Source organism: Reyranella massiliensis 521 (assembly GCF_000312425.1).
GTDB lineage: Bacteria > Pseudomonadota > Alphaproteobacteria > Reyranellales > Reyranellaceae > Reyranella > Reyranella massiliensis.
The window spans coordinates 5,634,376-5,651,564 of the sequence record NZ_HE997181.1 but is presented as its reverse complement, the minus strand read 5'-3'; the positions used below and the strand labels follow the sequence as shown (position 1 = coordinate 5,651,564).

Annotated in this window: 15 protein-coding genes; 3 read left to right on the top strand and 12 right to left on the bottom strand. The window is 64.4% G+C overall.

Annotated features, from left to right (window positions below; all coding sequences use genetic code 11):
• Nucleotides 1-3: 3 nt before the first annotated feature.
• A complete protein-coding gene (locus BN60_RS27620; protein ID WP_148283540.1) occupies nt 4-519 on the bottom strand; it encodes a hypothetical protein in 516 nt (171 codons plus the stop codon).
• A gap of 187 nt (nt 520-706) precedes the next feature.
• Between BN60_RS27620 and BN60_RS27615 the strand changes: the two genes are divergently transcribed.
• Both BN60_RS27615 and BN60_RS27610 read left to right on the top strand, forming a co-directional pair.
• A complete protein-coding gene (locus BN60_RS27615) occupies nt 707-1,228 on the top strand; it encodes a hypothetical protein (protein ID WP_020699436.1) in 522 nt (173 codons plus the stop codon).
• A gap of 99 nt (nt 1,229-1,327) precedes the next feature.
• Nucleotides 1,328-1,963: a class I SAM-dependent methyltransferase gene (locus BN60_RS27610; protein ID WP_043284405.1), complete on the top strand. Its 636-nt coding sequence runs from the start codon at nt 1,328-1,330 to the stop codon at nt 1,961-1,963.
• A gap of 1 nt (nt 1,964) precedes the next feature.
• Here BN60_RS27610 and BN60_RS27605 read toward each other — a convergent pair whose 3' ends face one another.
• Nucleotides 1,965-2,987, bottom strand: a complete 1,023-nt coding sequence (locus BN60_RS27605; protein WP_020699434.1) for a patatin-like phospholipase family protein — start codon at nt 2,985-2,987, stop codon at nt 1,965-1,967.
• A 73-nt stretch (nt 2,988-3,060) separates the two neighbouring features.
• Between BN60_RS27605 and BN60_RS27600 the strand changes: the two genes are divergently transcribed.
• Entirely contained in the window at nt 3,061-3,321 is a 261-nt protein-coding gene (locus tag BN60_RS27600; protein WP_020699433.1) for a hypothetical protein, read from the top strand.
• A 69-nt stretch (nt 3,322-3,390) separates the two neighbouring features.
• On the opposite strand, the gene BN60_RS27595 is transcribed toward BN60_RS27600, so the two are convergent.
• The 10 genes from BN60_RS27595 to BN60_RS27550 all read right to left on the bottom strand — a co-directional run bounded on the left by BN60_RS27595 (nt 3,391) and on the right by BN60_RS27550 (nt 17,081).
• Nucleotides 3,391-5,655, bottom strand: coding sequence for a mechanosensitive ion channel family protein (locus tag BN60_RS27595; RefSeq protein ID WP_215905946.1), 2,265 nt, complete (start codon nt 5,653-5,655; stop codon nt 3,391-3,393).
• Nucleotides 5,656-6,273: 618 nt separating this feature from the next.
• Nucleotides 6,274-7,716 carry a homospermidine synthase gene (locus BN60_RS27590; RefSeq protein WP_020699431.1) on the bottom strand — a complete coding sequence of 481 codons (1,443 nt, stop codon included), beginning with the start codon at nt 7,714-7,716 and terminating at the stop codon, nt 6,274-6,276.
• A gap of 94 nt (nt 7,717-7,810) precedes the next feature.
• On the bottom strand, nt 7,811-8,941 hold the full coding sequence (locus BN60_RS27585) for a type III PLP-dependent enzyme (RefSeq protein WP_020699430.1): 1,131 nt from the start codon (nt 8,939-8,941) through the stop codon (nt 7,811-7,813).
• 441 nt (nt 8,942-9,382) lie between these two features.
• Complete coding sequence (locus BN60_RS27580) at nt 9,383-10,597, bottom strand: MFS transporter (protein WP_020699429.1); 1,215 nt, start codon at nt 10,595-10,597, stop codon at nt 9,383-9,385.
• A gap of 53 nt (nt 10,598-10,650) precedes the next feature.
• The gene (locus BN60_RS27575) at nt 10,651-11,802 is read right to left on the bottom strand and encodes a hypothetical protein (RefSeq protein WP_020699428.1); all 1,152 of its coding nucleotides are present in this window, start codon (nt 11,800-11,802) and stop codon (nt 10,651-10,653) included.
• Nucleotides 11,803-11,809: 7 nt separating this feature from the next.
• Nucleotides 11,810-12,730: a metallophosphoesterase family protein gene (locus BN60_RS27570; RefSeq protein WP_020699427.1), complete on the bottom strand. Its 921-nt coding sequence runs from the start codon at nt 12,728-12,730 to the stop codon at nt 11,810-11,812.
• Nucleotides 12,731-12,741: 11 nt separating this feature from the next.
• Nucleotides 12,742-13,968: a serine palmitoyltransferase gene (gene spt, locus BN60_RS27565; RefSeq protein ID WP_020699426.1), complete on the bottom strand. Its 1,227-nt coding sequence runs from the start codon at nt 13,966-13,968 to the stop codon at nt 12,742-12,744.
• Nucleotides 13,969-13,970: 2 nt separating this feature from the next.
• Entirely contained in the window at nt 13,971-14,291 is a 321-nt protein-coding gene (locus BN60_RS27560) for an acyl carrier protein (protein ID WP_148283539.1), read from the bottom strand.
• 95 nt (nt 14,292-14,386) lie between these two features.
• Nucleotides 14,387-15,313: an NAD-dependent epimerase/dehydratase family protein gene (locus BN60_RS27555; RefSeq protein WP_020699424.1), complete on the bottom strand. Its 927-nt coding sequence runs from the start codon at nt 15,311-15,313 to the stop codon at nt 14,387-14,389.
• Nucleotides 15,314-15,323: 10 nt separating this feature from the next.
• Nucleotides 15,324-17,081: a fatty acyl-AMP ligase gene (locus tag BN60_RS27550; RefSeq protein ID WP_020699423.1), complete on the bottom strand. Its 1,758-nt coding sequence runs from the start codon at nt 17,079-17,081 to the stop codon at nt 15,324-15,326.
• Nucleotides 17,082-17,189 lie beyond the last annotated feature (108 nt).

Genomic DNA, 17,189 nt, shown 5'->3' with positions numbered 1-17,189 from the left:
CCGCTAAGGCAGCATCACCTTCACGAGCCGGCCGCCGCGCACATCGACGCGGCGCATCACCGATCCGCCTTCGACCTGAGAGGTACCCTGCCACTTGATGCTGGTGGTCGCGTACCAGATGCCATCGGGCACCTGTGCGAAGGAGAAGCTGCCCTGCGCGTCGCACCGGGTCGTGCGCAACGACGAGACATAGAGCGGGTCGTCCCTTTCGAACTTGACCGCACCGCGGCTCGCCGCGCGCATACCCCGATCCGTGCTTCCGAAGATCGCTTCCATTCGCGCCCGTGCATAGGCGCTGTCCGGGATCAGATTCGCCGACTGTCCCGCGCAGCTGTGGCTTTCGCCATTAGTCGACTTCATCACGGCGAGGCCGCTCACGGTGTTCCTGCCGCTTCGCTTCGACCAATCGATCTCCGATTGGCTGATCGGCCTGGAGAGCGCCGCCTGCTGCTGCCCGGATTGCCCCGATTGCCCGAACTGCGCACATCCGGCAATGGCCAAGCTCAATCCCACGATCACGGCAGCATATTTCATTCTAGGTTCCTCTCTAAGCGGGCGAAGTAGACATCAACGCATAGATTGGACCTGTGTTCCTTTCGTGATCTGCGCCACGCCCGTCGCAAAAGTTAGGACTCCTTTGCGCAGGCGAAATGAGGCTAAGAGCTAGACAGGTCCCGCGCATGTTGCGGGCGGGGAGCGGGTGGAGATGAATGATCTGAAGCGCGCAGGCGAAGCGAGGCGCCACGGTCTGTTCCAAACGAGTTGGGCGGCCGGTTTGCTCCTGGCGACCTTTGCCCTCGCCGCCGAAGCCCACGGCCAATCCGCGATCGGCGCGACAACGAACGCCTTGAGCTGCGGTGTCCTGAGCGCGGAATCCTCGCGCACCCCGACAGGCTCGCGCTGGACGATCGCGGGACCTTCGGGGAAAGCAACGGAAACAGGCGTCCTGCGCAGCGGTCCGCGCTTCGAGTGCCTCGATGGCGCCATCCTGATCGTGGAGTTCACCTCGACCGCCGGCCACTCCTTCTTCGATGCCTACTTCGCCGACGGCACCAATATCGGCTATGGCCGGCAGCAGGTGGACCGTCGCAGCGGCCGCTTCGTCCTTCCCATTCAGGCGAAGGCGCGTATCGCAGAGCCCTATCGCGCCGCCTTCGACTATCACTGTCGCCTCGACATGCCTGCCGATCCCATTCGGCCGGCCACGCGGGCGGATTGCATCTTCTAGGACGCCGTCGGCGGATGCGCCGACGTCTGGGATTCCGGCGCCGCGCCAAGGCTGCAAGAGCAGTGGAGAGCGGCATCGCAAATTCGGGGAACAAGCAGCATGGGTCTATCGAGCGACGCGCGTTTCTGGGACCGGTCGTCACGGAAATACGCCAGGAGTGCGATCTCGGATCAGGCCGGATATGAACGCACGGTGGCGCGGACCCGCGCCCTCCTGCGATCAGGCGATCGGGTATTGGAACTGGGCTGCGGCACGGGAACGACGGCGCTCCGGCTCGCCAGTGACGTCCGAGACTATCTCGCGACAGATGTTTCCATCGGCATGATCGCGATCGCCAACGAGAAGCACACCGCGACTCCGATCCCGTCCCTCGCCTTCCGGGCCGCGACCGCCGAAGCGATTGCGCCCGAGACCGCGCCGTTCGATGCGGTCCTGGGCTTCAACTATCTCCATCTGGTCCGCGACCTGCCGGGCACGCTGCTCCGCATCCACGGCTTGCTTGCGACAGAGGGCCTGTTCATTTCCAAGACACCTTGCGTCGGGGACATGAACCCGCTTCTCCGGCTTGCCTTGCCCCCGATGCGCGCGATCGGCGTCGCGCCCTATGCAGGCGTCTTTCGGGCAACCACGCTGATCGAGCACATACGTGCCGCTGGCTTTGACATTCTCGCCACGGAGAACCACGCCACGAAGGGCACCGACAATCGCCCTTACATCGTGGCTCGCAAGAAATGACCTATGCCCAGAATGACTTGATCTTAGGTGCTTCGATCTTGGCGCGCTCGTAGCCCGCTTTCAGCGCCGGTTCGATCTGGCGGGGATCGAGAAGATTAACACCGGGAGGCGTGCCGGCGATGATGAGCATGCCCTTGGTCCCGGTCGCTTCCAGCGCTTTCATTTCGTCATGGATGTTGTGGGGAATGCCGCTGAGCAGCGCCCCTTCGTATCCGTTGGTCAAGGTGATCACGAGCGCGCGCTTCGATCCGGCAACGACGTCGGTATGGGCCCAGGTCCGCGAGATACCGCCATCCATGCAATAGCGCTGCCCCAGCAAAGTGGGACCCATCACGCCCGGAAGCGACGAGCTCGCCGCCGCAGCGTGCGCCAGGGGAATGCCGTACTTGCGCGCCACGGCCTGGCTGACGACCAGGCGCTCGCCCGTGTAGCAATCGTTCGCCGTCGTATGCATCTTGGCCACCGGCCAATCGGTGCGGCTGTCGCCCGTCAGCATCCAGGCAAGACGCTCGACGCCGTCGCCGTTCAGCCGGTTGTCGGCGGCCAGCGCGGCCAGACCGATGGCGCGTATCGACGCCGGGCTTCCGTCCTTGACGTTGAAGTTGATCTCCTGCGCCCGCTTCTGGCTGGCATTGGGGCTGGTGACCGGCGCCAGCTTGGCAAACAGGCCGGGAAAGCGGCCGAAGAATTCGAACTCCCGACGCAGGCGGGCGAAGTGGCCGGAGGACAAGGCAGAGCCAGCATAAGCGCCAGCCGACGTGCCCACGATCATCTCCGCCACGTTGAGATCGACATCGAGCTCGTAGAGCCCATGGAAAAATCCGCAGTACCAGGCGATGTAGTATTCTCCGCCACCACCCAGCACGAGCGTGCGATCGAGGCCCCTGGCGAGGTCGGAGACCGTGGGCTCGGTCGGCACGGGACGGACAAGCCCATCCTGAGCGAACAATCGCGCCGAAATCTCCGCCGCCATCGCACTGGGATCGTAGCCGGCCGGCTGGGCCTGGACCGCCCCCCCTGTCATCGCCGCGCCTGCCAAGGCACCGGACGCCCCGCCTGCAACCGATTGCATAACGTATCGACGAGGCAGTCTTGTCATGATCCTGCAACTCCAATCTGCGCGCGATCATACAGCAACCATTCCGGAGCCGCGACGCCACGACACGAAGGAGGGCGAGACGCTGGCCATCATGCAACGCGGTGTCGGCGATTTACTGGAGCAACCGGATTGCTGCCCAAGGAGGGAGATGAACACCCTCCACTTTCGGACAGACACCCGCGAAGGCCCCATCTATCCGATTGGCGCCTACGGGACACCGTCCTATGTCCCGCAGGTTCGCACCGAGCCATCGGTCTGACTTCTTGAGTTCCTCAAGATTCGGGACTTCTCGCTGGTCGAGATCGTTCGTGCGACAGAGACAAGCGCGTCAACTGGCAGCCACTGGAACGGGAGTCTGAGGCCCGGCTGGTTGCATGGCCGCAGACGTTTCGGTTTGTGCCTCTCCGGAAGACGGCGCTGTATGCAGCACGACATTGGCTCCTTCCTTGGCGAACTCGAAGCCCATTGCAGGGAAAGTGCTGAACATGCGCTTCAAGGCTTCTCGCTGGATCGCCGCAGGATTGCCGGGCCTTGCCGTGAACTTGAACCGCACCACCAAGGCATTGCCTGCGATGTCGGCAACGCCTTGCATCTTGAACGGTGCCAGAATCTGACTGGCGATGGCGGGCATCTCCATCATCTCAGCACCGATCTTCTTGGATGCCTTGCGCAGCTTCTCGATGTCCGTATCGCGGGCGAAGCGCAAGTTAAACTTCACCGTGATCCAGTCGCGGCTGAAATTCGTGATCTGACCGAGCTGCCCGAACGGAATGGTGTGTACTTGGCCGTTCTGGTGGCGGAGCTTGATCGAGCGTAGCGTGAAGCCCTCGACCGTGCCCTTGGCTTTGCCACAGTCGATATACTCGCCAACGCGGAAGGCATCGTCGGAGAGGTAGAACAGACCCGATACGATGTCCTTGACGAGCGTTTGGCTGCCGAAGGAAATCGCGATTCCGAAAACAGAGGCACCGGCGATCAAGGGCGTGATGTTGATGCCAAAATCCTGTAGGGCAATCATCACAGCAATCAGGATGATCAGCACAGCCGCGGTCCGCCGTATCAGCGGCATCATGGTGCTGAGCCGGGAAGCCGGTCCTGCATTCGCGTCGCCGTCGGCAATTGCCTGCGCGGCATCCTTGGTTTTTCTGCCGACATAGGGCTCAGTCATGTACTTGAAGAGCTCCCAAGCAACGAAAGCCACGAACAAGGTGACGCCTGCAGTGCGCGAAGACCGTGTCAACTGCTCCCATTCGCTTGCATCGACTAGACCAAGCACCTGGACGACCCAGCTCTCGGCAATCATCACCGCGACACTGATCAGAACAGCAACGCGGATGCAGCGCGCCACGACGTCGGGCAGCTTGGGAACGTCCCCGGCCGGCGTCTTGCCGGCGAGCTGCGAATCGAGACGTCGGACAAGAGCCTGCATCAGCGTCTCGAAAATCAGTACGCCGACGACGAGATTCAGCGTCAGGATCATCGCCTTCCCGACGAACATGTAGCCCGACACGGCGCCGTAGATCAGCGTCAAACCCAGAGCGGTGAAGAACAGCGGCGCAATGGGAATCCACTTGCGACCAACGCCGCCGATCAGTGGTGCAAGCTCACCAAGGCCGCCGAACCACTGCTGCGCGGCCCGCCGCGACCGATATGCCAACCACAGGAATGTCGCCAGGTAGATCAGGCCGGCGATCACTTGGAAGGTAGCAATCGCATCTTGAGGAGTGCGGATGGCCGTCAGTACTTGGTTGAGAATGCGCATGAAGACGATGACCAACATCACCGCGGCAATTCGCAGGTACATGGTCTTCGCTTCGTGATTACCTGCCGCGCAGAGCCGCGCCGCCGGCAGTTCCGGCTGGAGCACGATACGGAACAGCAAGACGTACAGCCGCCAAGAAAAGATGCCGGCTAGAACAGCAGCGGCCAGCTTGTCTTGTCCTGTGGCACCCGTAAACCAGGCTCCTGTGGCGGCATTGCAGACCAACCAGACGACGAGGACACCGAGCCCATCCAACACGGCAAGACCCGCGAGGTAGAGAAGCGATGGAACGCCGTTCTCCGGTACAGCATTTGCTGCAAGCCGTGCGCGCAAGCGATGTAGCAATAGGCGCAACACCGCTTCGGCGGCCACCGCGACAACCGCCACAGCGCCTAGCAACAATAGGAAGGTCGACGTGCCGCGCCCCCCTGTTTCTCGCTGGTCGAGTAGGGATGGAATCAGCGCGAGATGGTCGCCGAGGGCCGGCAGGGCCCGCACGACCCGTGTCGTACCGTCGATGAAGGCGACGAATGGATCGGGTCCTGCTTTGGGCTCGACATGAACAATCTTGGGAGGCGGTGGCGCCTTCGATTTGGACTTGGAACTGGAAGCCGCGGGAGCAGGTTCGGGAGCCGCCGCTGGCGTATTCGCTTGGTCGACCTTCAACTTCTCCGTAACCGAATTGCTTATCGCGTCGACCAGCGAGTCAAACTGCTGTTGCGACAGACCCGCAGGCAGCGATGCAGGGGTTGCCGGCGTTTGGGCTTGGGCTGAAGCCACAAACGCGAGAGCCAACGATAGTGCAAAAGCAAACGAACGAAGTGCGTTCAAGATCTCAATCTCCCCCGTGAGCCAACCATTAATCGCAGTTGGCATGTGTAAATTCTAGTCCTTCGCACCAAAAGAGCCACGCCGGCGGTCATGTGTGGCGAAGGAGCGTCGAAACCTCGCCTATCGGCGGCGGCCCTTGTCGCCCGGCCCTGCACAGTGCCTGCTTTCGGCGTGCGGTGACGGTCAGGGGTCGGAGAGCGACCGATATCCTCGATTTCCTTGAACGGCGTGTCGCGCTTTGCGCTCGACTAGGAGCTTGCTTGTACTGGTATCAATAATCGGCTCACGCGTTGCCACCTTCTCGCGGGCGGCCTTTCCTTTCGCCGCTTCCGACCTCCGGATTGACGAGCGCGCACCAAGACTTGGCGTCGACCTCAAGACGGTTTGGACAAGGCCTATGGCCAACTAAGACCGTAGACGATGAGAGCAGGCTCTCGATCGCCTTAGCGGCAGTGCGGCGGGGCAGTACAAGCCGCCAATGAATACCTCGCGCTACAGTGGCAACCTTAATTAGGCCCACAAATGAAAAGCGGTGCGTGATCAGAACCTAGAAGCAACTAGGCCAGACCGACGCACCGCCGAAATCAGGAGAAATTCTCCCGTAATTCTAATGCTTTATCAGACCACGCGGAAGTTCTTGAACTGCCAGGGGTCCTTGCGGTCGAGGTCCTCGGGGAACAGCGCTGCACGGCCCTCGAGCGGAGTCCAGTCGCTGTACTTGCCGACGACCGGGCCGAGATACGGCATGCAGATCTCAAGGTTGCGCTCGAAGTCGAGTTCGTCGGCTTCGACGACGCCGCGCTCCGGGTTCTCGAGCGCCCAGATGATGCCCGAGAGCACCGGCGCGCAGACCTGGATCGAGGTCGCGTTGTTGTAGGGCGTCAGCTTGCGCGCCTCGTGGACGTCGAGCTGCGAGCCATACCAGTAGGCGCCCTTCTTGTGGCCCATCAGCAGCACGCCGAGCTCGTCGCGGCCCGAGGTGATCTCGTCGACGATCAGGCGCTGGCGCTTCTGCTGCTTGAAATTCTTGCCGGCGCATTCGTGCATCGACATGATCGCCTGGTCGCAGGGATGGTAGGCGTAGTGCACGGTCGGCCGGTAGACCACCCGCTTGCCCTCGCGCAACGTGAAGTAGTCGGCCATCGAGATCGACTCGTTGTGCGTGATGATGAAGCCGTGGAACGGCCCCTCGATCGGGGTCCAGGTGCGCACGCGCGTCAGAAGACCGGGCCGGTTCAAGTAGATCGCGGCATCGCAGCCGAACTTGTGACGCGCGCCGTCGGGCGGGAGCGTCTTCTCGTGCGTGCCCCAGCCCATCTCGGCAGGCTGGCAGCCCTCGGCCACGAAGCCGTCGATCGACCAGGTGTTGACGAACTCGCCGACTTCCTTGGGGATCGGCGAGACTTGCGTATCGCGTTCGGCGACATGGATCACCTTGATGCCCAGTCGGCGGGCGAGCTTGCCCCAGCCTTCGCGAGTGGTCGGCGCCTTGGTCTTCACGCCGGTGTCGCGGGCGACGTTCATCAACGCCTGCTTGGTGAAGTGCGAGACCAGGCCCGGATTGGCGCCGTGGGCGATCACCGCCGTCGGGCCGCCGGCATAGCGCGGCTTCAGCTTCAGCAGGGTCTCGCGCAGCGCATAGTTGGAGCGGTGCGACACCGGAACCGACGGATCGGTGTAGCCGCCCGGCCACGGCTCAATGCAGGTGTCGAGGTAGAGCGCGCCGTGCTCTTGGCAGAATTCGACCAGTGCCGTCGAGGCGATCTCGACCGACAGATTGACCAGGAAATCGCCCTTGCCGAGACGACCGGCCAGCACCCGGCGGTAGTTGGCCTGGGTCAGGCGCTTCTTGATGAACTCGACGCCGAAGCGCTTGGCTTCGTCCTCGCCGCCGCGCATTTCGTCGGCGATGATGGTGATCTGCGACGGCTTGATGCCGATATGGCGGAAGATCAGAGGCAGCACGCCTTGCCCGATCGAGCCGAAGCCAAGCATGACCATGCGGCCCTTGAAATCGAGATACTTCTTGCTGGAAGGCTTGCGTGCGATCTTCTTCGCCATTTCAGCTCCCCCTTTCATGGTTGTGGGTGGTCGATAAACAGCAACGGGGCCTTTCTCAAGGCCCCGTTGTTCCGTACGCCTGTAGTGTGTCAGTTCAGATGCAGACCGCCTTGAGCGGCGCAAAACCGTTGAAGGCGACCGACGAATAGGTCGTCGTGTAGGCGCCGGTCGAGAGGATCTCGACCTTGTCGCCCGGCTTGAGGGACAGAGGCAGTTTGTACTCCGTCTTCTCGTAGAGAATATCCGCGGAATCGCAAGTGGGGCCGGCCAGCACCACGGGACCGACGCGCGTGCCGTCGCGGCTCGTGCGCAGCCGGTACTTGATGCTCTCGTCCATGGTCTCGGCGAGGCCGGAGAACTTGCCGATGTCGAGGTAGACCCAGCGCTTGCGGTCGTTGGCCGCCTTGCGCGAGACCAGCACGACTTCGCTCTGGATCACCCCGGCGTCGCCCACCATGGAACGGCCCGGCTCGATGATGACCTCCGGCATGCGGTTGCCGAAGTGGCGCACCAGCGCGCGGCCGACCGCTTCGCAGTAGGCCTCGATGCTGTTCACCTCCGCCCGGTAGCGCGCGGGGAAGCCGCCGCCCAGGTTGACCATGCGCAGGTCCACGCCTGCTTCGGCGAGCGCGAAGAACATCTGCGAGACCTGGGCCAGCGCCCGGTCCCACTGGTCGAGGTCGGTCTGCTGGCTGCCGACATGGAAGGAGATGCCGTAGGCATCGAGCCCCCACTCCTTGGCCTTGCGCAGCAGGTCCTTGGCCATTTCCGGTGCGCAGCCGAACTTCTTGCTGAGCGGCCATTCGGCGCCGCCGCAATCGACCAGCACGCGGCAGAACACGCGGGCGCCCGGCGCCACGCGGGCGAGCTTCTGCAGCTCGGCCTCGCTGTCGAAGGCGAACAGGCGCACGCCCTGCTGATAGGCCCAGGCGATGTCCTTTTCCTTCTTGATGGTGTTGCCGAAGGAGATGCGGTCGGCCGAGACGCCATTGGCCTGCACCAGCTCGATCTCGCCGCGGCTGGCGGTGTCGAACTTCGAACCGGCTGCAGCCAGGCGCGACAGGATCTGCGCCGCAGGGTTGGCCTTCACGGCATAGAAGATGTGGGCCGCCGGCAGCAGCTCGCGCATGCGCCGGTAGTTGTTCTCGACCACGTCGAGGTCGATCACCAGGCACGGGGTTTCGGGCTGCTGCTCGCGGAGATAACGAAAAATACGCTCGGTCATCGCTGGGGGGTTCCCCGTCAAATCGTCAGATTGTCAGTGCAAAGGTCGAACGGGACGTATGGCGTCAGATCGGGCAGCGCCCGACCGACGGCATGCGTCAGCCGATACTCGACGGGGTCTGATGCCGCTTCAGCGGCAGAGCGAACACGAAAGGTGTGTCTGACATGGCCCGGCCGGAATCAACCGGGCTAACGACATAATAGCGGGGAACGCGCCCCGCGCGGTAAGCAACCATCTCAGAAGCTCCTTCCCGGACCCGGCTAAAGCCGGCACTGCCAAAAAGAACACTTTCCGTCGTTGCGTAACCACTAAGGGCCAGCGGCACGTGCGTGGGCGTCTTGTACGTTGGCTATCTACAACTAATCGACACGGTTACAAGAAGATTCTGCCCCGGCTCGTAAATTTTCAGGTCGCTTGTGGTGGAAAGGGCGCAAAAGCATGTCAGACACGCGGCGTCGTCGAGCCCGGCAGCCGGATCGACGCAGCGAGCACGGTGAGCGGCACCAGCGCCACCGACGAGGCGATCAGCGCAGCCTGCACGCCGAAGAAGTTGGCGATCTTTCCCCACAGCAGGGAGCCGACCACCATCGCGCCGAAGAACACCATCTGGTGCACCGCCATGCCACGCGCACGCATGTAGTTGGGCAGGATCATTTGCACTGAAGTGCCGTTATTGGCGATGACAGTGATCCAGCAGGCGCCGTTGATGGCGACGACGATGCCAACCACCCAGGGGACCATGGCCAGCGCCGCCAGCATCGTGGCGGCTGCCGAGATGCCCATCGCCCAGATGTTGGCGCGGTCGGCGCCCAGCAGGCGGTTGATCCGCGGCATGGCGAAGGCAGCCGCGACCGCGCCGATTCCGAAGACGCCATAGAGAATGCCGAAGTCGAACTCGTCGAGGCCGAGCTCGAAGCGGCCGATCACCGGCAGCAGGGTGCCCAAGGCGATGCCGGGCACGAAGAAGCAGAGGCCGCGAGCGAAGATCGCCCGAAGCTCGGTCGAGCCGCGTACGAAGGCGATGCCCGCCCGGGCGGCTTCGGCGAAGCCCTCGCGACGCTGCGCGGCCCGCGCCTCGGCCGGCCGCTTCCAGGCCCGCATGGCAAAGATGACGCCGATATAGGTGAAGGCGTTGATGGTGAAGAGCAGGAACACGCCGACCAGGCTCAGCAGAAGCTGACCGATGACCGGGCCGATGGTACGCGCGAGGTTGAAGCCGGCGCTGTTCAGCGCGATGGCGGGCCGAAGTTGCGGCCCCGAGACGATCTCCGGCACGACGGCATGCCAGGCCGGTGCATTCATGGCATTGCCCAGCCCCATGCAGAAGGAGAGGCCGAGCAGGCTCCAGTGGTCTAGCTTGCCCAGGAAGGCTAGGACCGCGAGTGTGGCGGCCACCGCCATCATCCAGATCTGGCAGCAGATGATGTAGCGGCGGCGATCGAAACGGTCGGCCAGGATGCCGGCCAAGAAGCAGAACAGGAACATCGGCAAGGTGCCGGCCGCCGCCAGCAGGGCCACGAAGATCGGCTCCTGCGTCAGGCTCGTCATCTCCCAGGCCGCGCCAGTATTCTGCATCCAGCCGCCGACGTTGGACATCAGGTTGGCCGTCCACATCGCCAGGAACGACTTGTTGGCGAGCGGCGCGAAGGCCGACACTCGGGGAACGGGGCCGGAGGCGGCCGGGTTGCGTGGGGAAGAACCTGGAGCGCTCACCCCACCAGAGCTTTCTCGTAGAGACGGTGCGTCTTGTAGTGCACGCCGCCCACGGACCGGATGATGTTGTTGGTGGCCTTGTTGTCTTCGAGGATCCAGCCCAGTTCGGCCGAGGTCTTGCCCAGCCGCTTGCCGTTCTGCCTCAGGTGATCGATGGCGATCATCGCCAGCCCTGCTCCCATCAGCGGATGGTTGCGGAACTTCTTCTTCACGCCCATCAGCGGCACACGAGTACTGCCGACGCCGGCGATCTTCAACCGATAGAGGAGTTTCACCAGATTCACCGGCCCCAGCTTGCCGTTGAAGTCGCGGATCGCCTCGTTGAGGTTGGTGAGCGCCACGATGAAGGCCACCGTCTCGTCGTCGACATCCACGAAGACCGCCAGCTCCGGCACGATCACCGGCCCGAAGGCCTTGGAAGCGTGGTCGATTTCGGACTGGGTGAAGGGCACGAACCCCCAATTGTCGCTCCAGGCATCGTTGAAGACGCCGACCAGGGTGCGGACCTCGGCGTCGAACATCTCCATGTTGGCGGTGCGCACCTTCACCCGGTTGCCCATGCCCGCCCGCGCCAGCAGCTTGGCGCCGATCGTCTCCGGCGCATTCTGGACGTCGTAGTCGTAGGAGAAGAGATCCTTCACCTTCCTGTAGCCGCAGCCCTCGACGCGGCCGCCGGCATAGGGCGGATCCCAGGGAACCATGAGGACCGGCCGGCTCTCGAAGCCGTGGATCAGCAATCCGACCTCTTCGTTGACCGACAGGCTGAACGGGCCGGTCGCACGCACCATGCCCTTGGCCTTGAGCCAGGCTTCGGCGGCCGCGAACAAGGCCGCAAAGACCGCCGGGTCGTCCTCCGCCGCAAGGCAGCCGAAGTGCCCGGTGCTGTCGGTGTAGCGTTCGAGGTAGGCGCGGTCGACCTGGGCGGCGATGCGGCCGACCACGCGACCGGCGCGACGCGCCAGGAAGAACTGGACCTCGACATGCTCGAACAACGGATTCTTGCCCGGCGTGAAGGCTTCCCTCCGCTCCAGGTCGAGGTGCGGGACATAGCCCTTCTGCCCGGCATAGAGACGCTTGGGCAGGGTGATGAACGTCTTGAGGTCGGCTTTGCCCTGGACCGGCGTTACCGTGATATCTGACGAAGCCATTTACGCCTCAAGCTGCCTTGGCGAGCGGCTCGCCACTCTCGAACACGATGCGCCCGTCGGACTCGCAGCCCGTACCGCAGGCCTTGAGCGCGCGGATCTGGACAGCGAGCCGCCAACCTGCCGGCTGCCGCTCGATGCCGATCAAGTGATAGCGCGCGCGGCCGTACTTGCTACCAGCCGCAGCTGACGCGGAAGTGACGCCGATCACGGGCACGCTGCCGTGGGGACCGGCGATGCGGGCGATCTCGCTGCGATGGTTGTGGCCATGCAGGACGATCTCGCAGCCGACCCGTCGGATCATCGCCTGGAATTCGGCCGCGTCGGTCAGGCGCTTGAAATGCTTTTCGGTCGTGAGCGGCGGATGGTGGATCAGCACGACGCGACAGAGCCCTTCGCGGCCAAGGTCGGCCAGGATCTTCTCGGCTGCCGCGATCTGCGCAGCGCCCAGGGTGCCGGTCGCAACGAAAGGCGGTTTGGGTACGCCGCTGTTCAGGCCGACCAGCGCCACCGGTCCACGGCGACGCAGGGTCGGAAAAACCTCGAAGCCGGTCGCCGGCGGCGCGCCGTCGCCGGCGATATAGGCCCCCCAACGGCCGAGCGCCTGCCCCCACTTCGTGGCGACGTAGACGTCGTGATTGCCCGGCACGAGGGTCACGCGAGCGGGCGGGCCGAGCCCGGCCAGCCATTGCGAGGCGCGCTCGAATTCCTCGGGCAGCGAGATGTTCACCAGATCACCGGTCAGGGCGATGTGATCGGGGTCCTCGGCCTTGATGTCCGCCACGATGCCGGCCAGCGCTTCGGGCCGATGCAGGCCAACACGGCTGCGCCACCAATTGGCGTAGCCCGTGACGCGCTTCCCCAGAAGATCGGCGAGGTGCACCCGCGGCATCGGCAGATGCGGGTCGGACAGATGAGCCAGGGTGAACATGGCGGCCGCCCCTAGCGGGCGCCGCCAACCACGCGGCGCGTGCGGTCGTCGATGACGCCGAGCTGACGGCCGATGCCCGTCATGACTTCGACCATATGCTTGAGCTGCTCCGGCGTATGCACGGCGCAGACCGAACAGCGCAGCAACGACACGCCGTTGGGCGTGGCGGGCGGCACGGCGACGTTCACGTAGATGCCGGCATCGAGCATGGCGCGCCAGAAGCCGATGGCGACCATGCGGTCCGGCAGGTGCACGCCGACCACCGGGCCGTGCTCGGGGCCGAGTTTGAAGCCCTGGGCGGCAAGGCCGTCGTAGAGCGTGGCGACATTGTCCCAAAGCTGCTTGCGCAGTTCGGGCTTGGCCTTCACGACCTTCAACGCCTGGCGCACCGACGCCACGATCGAGGGCGGCAGCGAGGCTGTGAACATGTAGGAACGGACAGTGACACGCAGGATGTCGAAGTCGGGATCGTCCGAAACGCAGTAGCCGCCGATGGCGCCGAGCGTCTTGGAGAAGGTGCCGACGATGAAGTGGCAATCGTCGATCACGCCGGTCGACTCGCACAGGCCACGGCCGGTCTCGCCCAGCGCGCCCAGCGAATGGGCCTCGTCGATCAGAACGTAGGCGTTGTACTTCTTGCAGACGTCGACGAACTCGCGCAGCGGCGCGGTATCGCCCAGCATCGAATAGATGCCTTCCAGGACCACCACCCGGTTACCCGGCCGGTCGCCCAGACGGCGCAAGCGCGCCTCCAGGCTCGACGGGTCGTTGTGCTTGAAGCGCACGACCTCGGCTTGCGTCATCTTGCAGGCGTCGTAGATCGAGGCATGGCTGTCGGCATCGATCAGCAGCTGGTCACCCTCGCCCGCCAGGGTCGAGATGATGCCGAGATTGGCCTGATAGCCGGTCGTGAAGACCATGCAATGCTTCTTGCCGTAGAACTCGGCGATCTCCTGCTCGAGCGCCACGTGCTCGCTGTAGCTGCCGTTGGCGATGCGCGAGCCGGTCGTGCCGGTTCCCTCGGCGCGAATGGCCTCGATGGCAGCCTCCATACAGGAGGGATCGAAGGTCAGGCCGAAGTAATTGTTGGTGCCGACCAGGAGCGTCTTGCGCCCGTTGATGATGGCTTCGGTCGGCGACAGGACCCGTTCCATACGAATCTGGAACGGGTCGTAGCCGGTGGTCCGAACGTCGCGATAGGCCTCGAGCAGGCCCGCATGGCGATCGAATAAGCCCATGGCTAACGCCGGGCGTGCAGCTTCAGGATGGTATCCGCGAGCTGGTCGACGGTATGAATCTCGGCCACGACGTTCATGGGAATCGAGACGTCGAACCGATCCTCGAGTTCCATGACCATGTCCATGATCGCGAGCGAATCGATGGTCAGGTCCTTGGCAATCACGGTGTCGCCAGCGATCGGCTTCTCGCCGACCTGGAACGGCGCCAGGTGATGGCAGATTTCACCCATGACTTCGCCACGCGCGAGCATGCTCTCGCGGCGCAGTTCGAGGGTGTCGGCGATGCCGTCGTTCTCGACGATCATTTGATGGGCAGTGCGCAAAACGCTCTCCGGGTCCCGGGGTCAGGCGGGCAACTTGTGCCAGAAACCCGGATTCCTTGTGAAATAACAATTTATTACGCAGTGTTTCACACGTCCTAAAGCCAACTGTGCCGGCGATACCACTGGACGGTGTCGCGGAAGCCGGCCGTCAGGTCGTAACGCGCTCGGAAGCCAGTGGTGGCAGCAAGCCGTCGATCGTGGACGGACCAGTCCGGGTGAAAAATCTCGGCGACCTTGCCCCGGGTCAGGATCTGGGTGGGACCGCCGAGGGACTGGCGCAGCTCGTTCCACGCCGCGATAGCGGCCATGAGCGGCCGCGGCACCTTCACCTGCCAGGGTTGCCGGCCCAGTGCCGCCCCCGCCGCCCGGGCCATGTCGGCGTAGGAATACGCACCCACCGTGCCGTCGTCGACTTCGTAGACCGACGGGCCCGGCGGCCGTTCGACGGCCAAGGCCAGGGCCTCGGCAAGGTCGGAGACGTGGATCAAGGATAGGCGCGCCGACGGAAGCCAGGGCTGCGGCGCCAGCGCTCGTTTCACAGAGCGAAAATACGCCAACGTCTCCCGGTCTCCTGGCCCATAAACGGCCGGCGCCCGTATGGCGACCCAGGGACCGTTCCGGGTCGCGACAGCCTCCTCGCCTGCCCGCTTGCTGGCACCATAGGCCGAGAGTTGCGGCTCGCGGGCGGCAAGCGAAGACAACAGAACCAGCGTCGCTTCCGGCGCCAAAGCGGAAAGCAGCGCGGCGCTGTCGCGATTGACGGGCAGAAAGTCGGCCGGCGCGCGGGCCTTGATCAGGCCCGCGGCATGGACCACGGCATCCGCCCCCCGAACCAGTTCCCGCAAGGCGGGTTCGGAGAGGACGTCGCCCAGGACAATGTCGGCATCGACGCCGGCCAGCGACGGCAACGGCGACCAGCGCCGCACCAGAAGGCGTAACCGCCAGCCGCGACGGGCCAGCGCAGAGACAAGGTGCGGACCGACGAAACCAGTGGCCCCGGTAACGGCGACCAGCTTGCTCATCGCGCCCGGATCAGGCTGCTGCGGGTTTCGAGGACGGCGACGCCGGCGCGTAGAGGCCGGCGAGATAGTTGGCCTTGGTTCGCGCGCGCGACAGCTTGCCCGACGAAGTGGTCGGCAGGCCGACCGTCGGCGCCACCAGGGCGACGTCGCAGTCGACGGCAATCGCCTCGCGCACGGCGCCGGCGACATCGCGTGCCAGGGCCTGCCGCGCCTCCTCCCCCGAAACGCGCGCCAGCACGGCCACGACGACGCGCTCGCCTTCGCCGGTGTCGATCGAGAAGGCGGCAGCATCGCCGCTCTTGGTCAGGCGCTTGGCTTCGATGGCCCACTCGATGTCCTGCGGCCAGACATTGCGGCCGTTCACGATGATCAGATCCTTGGCGCGCCCCGTGACGACGATTTCACCTGCGAGCATGTATCCAAGGTCGCCGGTATCGAGCCAGCCATCGGCCGACAGGACCTCGCGGCTGGCCTCGGGTTCGCCGAAATAGCCCGGCATGATGCTGGGCCCCTTCACGAAGATGCGGCCGACTTCGCGGTCGGTCAGCACCTTGCCGTCAGCGTCGCGCACTTCGAGCTGGTGCCCCGGCAGCACGCGGCCGCACAACACGAAACGGCGCGCCTGGCGATCGTCGGTGGGATCGGTTGCAGGCACCGCGCGCTGCGTTTCCGCAAGCGCCGCGCGATCGACGGTATCTGTGCACACACCCCTGTCGTGCGGGCTGAAGGTGATGGCCAGGCACACTTCGGCCATGCCGTAGCTTGGGATGAAGGCCTTGCTGCTGAAGCCTGCGGCCTCGAAGGTCGAGGCAAAGCGCTCCAGCACGTCGGCGCGCACCATGTCGCCGCCGATACCGGCATGGCGCCAGCAGCTCAGGTCGAGATCGGCCGGCACCTGGGCAGCGCCGCGACGAACCGCGAGGTCGTAGCCGAAGCTCGGGCTGTAGGAGATCGTGCCGCGATTGCGCGACATCAGGTTGAGCCACTGCATCGGCCGGCGGGCGAAGTCACGCGGCGTCATGTAGTCGATCGACAACTGGGCGCTAAGCGGCGCCATCAGGAAGCCGATCAGGCCCATGTCGTGATAGAGCGGCAGCCAGCTCACGGCACGATCGCCCACGACGACATCGAGGCCGGCCGGGCCCGTCATGCCCGCGAGGTTGGCCATCAGCGCGCGCTGGGTGATCTGCACACCGTGCGGATGGCGCGTGCTGCCGGACGAAAACTGGATGTAACAATGATCGTCCGCACCGAGCGGACGAAGATCGACCGGCTTCTCGGGCAGCGCCTGCAGCACGTCCATGCCGCCATGGAGGCGGACCGCGGGGAAATCCCTGGCCGCTTCGCCGAGATAGCCGGCAAGATCGTCGAGACCGAAGGCCGCCACCGCGCCGGAAGCGTCGAGCTGACGGCGGAGCTGGTCGAGATAGGCCTCTTTGCCGCCGATGCCGACCGGGATGGACACCGGCACGGGAAGGAGGCCGGCATACTGCGCGCCAAAGAAGGAATCGAAAAAGCCCGGCCAGGTATCGGCCGTGATCAGAATTCGCTCGCCGCGCGCAAATCCCGCACCGATCAGCTTGCGCGCCACGACATGGGCGCGCTGGCGTACGTCGCTCCACGGCAAGGCCGAGAGCTGCTCGCCCTTGGCATTATAAAAGGTCACGCCCGTCTCGCCCTCGGCCGCATAGTCGAGCATCGCCGGCACCGAGGCGAAACCGGCGCGGTGCAAGGCGAGCTTGGAATTACGGGTGGGCAGCGATTTCATCGGAAGGCGGGTCTCCTAGCAGAGGGGCTACCCCCCCTTCAAGGCAGGCCCTTCGCATCGATTCCCGCCGGGAGTGCTCAAGTTGACACACCCCAACCCGGATAAGAT

Coding starts and splice junctions, on each gene's coding strand:
- BN60_RS27550 (WP_020699423.1), bottom strand. CDS start 17,081: ATGAAATCGCTGCCCACCCGTAATTCCAAGCTCGCCTTGCACCGCGCC.
- BN60_RS27585 (WP_020699430.1), bottom strand. CDS start 8,941: ATGACCGAGCGTATTTTTCGTTATCTCCGCGAGCAGCAGCCCGAAACC.
- BN60_RS27555 (WP_020699424.1), bottom strand. CDS start 15,313: ATGAGCAAGCTGGTCGCCGTTACCGGGGCCACTGGTTTCGTCGGTCCG.
- BN60_RS27615 (WP_020699436.1), top strand. CDS start 707: ATGAATGATCTGAAGCGCGCAGGCGAAGCGAGGCGCCACGGTCTGTTC.
- BN60_RS27570 (WP_020699427.1), bottom strand. CDS start 12,730: ATGTTCACCCTGGCTCATCTGTCCGACCCGCATCTGCCGATGCCGCGG.
- BN60_RS27575 (WP_020699428.1), bottom strand. CDS start 11,802: ATGGCTTCGTCAGATATCACGGTAACGCCGGTCCAGGGCAAAGCCGAC.
- BN60_RS27600 (WP_020699433.1), top strand. CDS start 3,061: ATGATCCTGCAACTCCAATCTGCGCGCGATCATACAGCAACCATTCCG.
- BN60_RS27590 (WP_020699431.1), bottom strand. CDS start 7,716: ATGGCGAAGAAGATCGCACGCAAGCCTTCCAGCAAGAAGTATCTCGAT.
- spt (WP_020699426.1), bottom strand. CDS start 13,968: ATGGGCTTATTCGATCGCCATGCGGGCCTGCTCGAGGCCTATCGCGAC.
- BN60_RS27610 (WP_043284405.1), top strand. CDS start 1,328: ATGGGTCTATCGAGCGACGCGCGTTTCTGGGACCGGTCGTCACGGAAA.
- BN60_RS27605 (WP_020699434.1), bottom strand. CDS start 2,987: ATGACAGGGGGGGCGGTCCAGGCCCAGCCGGCCGGCTACGATCCCAGT.